Raw genomic sequence first — 2,755 nt, 5'->3', positions numbered from 1 at the left:
CCAGCGAACTTCGCTGCATTCGCTGGACAGCGAATATCGAAGGAAACCACGATGCCGAAATATGAGAACCCCATCACGCAAACTATGGTCGATGCCGCTGCCGACGAGATGCTGCGCGAATTCGACAATGACATTGAGAAGGTCAACGCCAACCAGGTCGCTACCCGGTTGGGTATGCCGCGGGGCAATCAGACCTTCTATGAAAAATTCGCCGACTGGAAGAGGCGGCGGATCGAGGAAGGCGTACTCCATGCAGGTATGGCGCCGCAGCACCTGCGGGAAGGTCTCGCGCAGCGGCTCGAAGTTACTAGCCAAGAAATTCTTGCTTACGCCTGCGGCATGACGGGAAAGGCGGTCGCCGAAGACCGGAAAGAATCTAGCAAGGAGAAGGGCCTTTTCCGGGACAAGATTGCCGCGCTTGAGACCCGGGTCGTCACCCTGCAAACTGAGGCGGAGGAGAAGGACGCGCGCATCGCCGCTCTGGAGAAGCAGCTGGAATTCGCGGGTGGTCAGCTCGTAGACCTGAAGACGCAGCTGGCAGCCGAAGCAGGGAAGGTTCAGGAGCTTCGATCGATGAACAGCGAGCTCATGCGCTTCACAAACGAAAACTCGAAGCCGGTCGAACAGGCCAGAACACAACACCAGGCGACCGATCAGAAACTCGCCGACCTGCTTGAGATCGATCCCACGCGTTACGATCTGGAGATCGAAGACGACGACGAGGCGGCAGCCTAGCACCGCCCAGCCTGCCGAAGGGCGGTCTCTCCCGAGGCCGCCCTTTTTTTATCGTCGCAGCAGGAAAAGCGAACCTGTGCCCAGGTCGCTGAGGAAGAAATGATTGGGAGAACATCTGCCGTGAACCGGCAGGTGAAGGGAAAAAAGAGCAGTCAGCTCGGCCAGCCTCGCCGGTTTCACCAACAGGAGAAACCGTAATGATAAATACCAAACACCTCGATCCCGCTTTCGAGCGCCGCGCGATGCGTCTCGAGCGCAACCCTGGCTATCGGGTGCTGCGGGCAGTGCCACCGGCATTCAGCAACATGCCGGATGACGGCTGCCCGCCGGATGGGAAATGCGTGGCTCTCATCGATCTCGAAACGTCGGGGCTCAACCCCGAAAAGGATAAGATCATCCAGCTGGCACTGATGCTCGTGTGGGTGGACGAGGCGGGCGAGGTGATTGGCCATTTCGGGCCGATCGCGTGGTTCGAGGATCCGGGCGTTCCGCTCGACCCCAGGATCACGATGCTCACGTCAATCAGGTCGCAGGATCTGACCGGCAAGAGCATCCCCGATGCAACGGTTATGGGTATGCTTTCAAGGGCGGACCTGCTGGTGGCGCACAATAGCAGCTTTGAGATCGGATGGCTGGAGCGGCGGTATCCTGAACTCAAAGGCGCCGCATGGGGCTGCAGCATGCGCGACATCGACTGGCTCATGACTGGGTTCGATGCGAGAGCCCAGCAGCACCTTCTCGCGCAGCATGGATGGTTTGCCCAAGCGCACTTGGCAGACGTCGATGTGTGGTCCTTGTTCGTCCTGCTCACCGAGCGACGCAAGGGCTGGGGGGCTGACGAGCGGCGCACCCATATGCAGCGCCTGCTGGCCGGGGCACAAAAAACGACGACCATGGTCGAGGCACAAGGAACGCCGATCGCGAAGAAGGACCTGCTCAAGGCGCGTGGGTATCGCTGGTATCCCGCCCAGCGGTTCTGGGCGAAGGAACTCGACAACGTCCTGATCGCGCACGAGCAGGCCTGGTTTTATTGCAAGGGCCTCCCGGCACCCACCTTGCGAACCATCACCGCGCACGAGCGCCACCGCTAGAATTTCCACCCAAACCACACCTGCAAAGGGCCCGCCACTGGCGGGCCTTTTGCGTTTCAGAGGAGACTAGAAATGAGCGATTCACTGACCTTGATCGAAGAGATGCTCGGGCGCGAAGCCCGGCTGTTCGCCGCCAGCAATGTCGAAAGCGATGACAGGAGCCACCGTACCTACATCGTCGCAGATTTTGAATACCAATATCACCGCTCCGCCCACGCTGGTTACCAGGTAGCGGAAGGGGCTGCGGCCGAGGAGAAAATCCGCTGGCCGTTCCACCGCATCGTGGCGGCCGCCTGGACCGTTTTGCGCTTCGTCCCAGGGCAGGCCGTTCCTGAAATCGAAGCGCCGGTGGTGCTGACCGCGGAGACGATGGATGAGAAAACGATGGTTACGCAGTTCTTCGATGCGCTGGCGGCAATGCCGCAAGCGATTTTCGCGACTTGGGGGGGCGAGGCAAAAGATCTCGCTGCTCTCCGCCGCGCCGCGGTGGAGCATGATCTGTGTTTGCCGGTCCAGCTGCTTGACCTCTCGCCTTACAGCATCCGGCGCCTGGATCTGTGCAACGCGTCCTCCGTCATGGCAGCGTCCGTCCATTTGCCGGAATACGCCGCTGCGCTCGCGATCCCTTCGAAGCCGAGCCCCAGAAAGGAAATCGGTCAGCTGGTCGAGAACCGACAATGGGATCTGGTGGCCGATCAGGTCGCTGCCGACGTGCTGACGACCTGCGTGATCGCCATCGGCCATCTGAAGTCCATGGCCGTCGTCACCTGCGACCGGCCGGCGACGATTATGGCCCTGGCGGAGAAAGCTGCCGAGACCTTCCCGAAGAGTATCTTTTGCAGCCGCAGCTTCAGGCCTTGGGCCCGCGATCGTTTACGTGCCGCCGGCCTGCGCGGGACGGTGTTCCGCGCACCATGAAGCAGGATGAG

At 60.8% G+C, this 2,755-nt stretch carries 3 protein-coding genes; all 3 read left to right on the top strand.

Going from position 1 to position 2,755, the window contains the following annotated elements:
* A partial coding sequence (locus tag ACEW8G_RS09590; RefSeq protein WP_373488202.1) for a hypothetical protein occupies positions 1 to 735 on the top strand: 735 nt, incomplete at its 5' end.
* 197 nt (positions 736 to 932) lie between these two features.
* Positions 933 to 1,826, top strand: coding sequence for an exonuclease domain-containing protein (locus tag ACEW8G_RS09585; RefSeq protein ID WP_373488201.1), 894 nt, complete (start codon positions 933 to 935; stop codon positions 1,824 to 1,826).
* Between the two features lie 72 nt (positions 1,827 to 1,898).
* On the top strand, positions 1,899 to 2,744 hold the full coding sequence (locus ACEW8G_RS09580; RefSeq protein ID WP_373488200.1) for a hypothetical protein: 846 nt from the start codon (positions 1,899 to 1,901) through the stop codon (positions 2,742 to 2,744).
* Positions 2,745 to 2,755: the final 11 nt, after the last annotated feature.

It is taken from the genome of Blastomonas sp. (genome assembly GCF_041747255.1).
In the GTDB taxonomy this organism is placed as follows: domain Bacteria; phylum Pseudomonadota; class Alphaproteobacteria; order Sphingomonadales; family Sphingomonadaceae; genus Blastomonas.
This window is presented reverse-complemented; position numbering and strand designations above follow the sequence as displayed.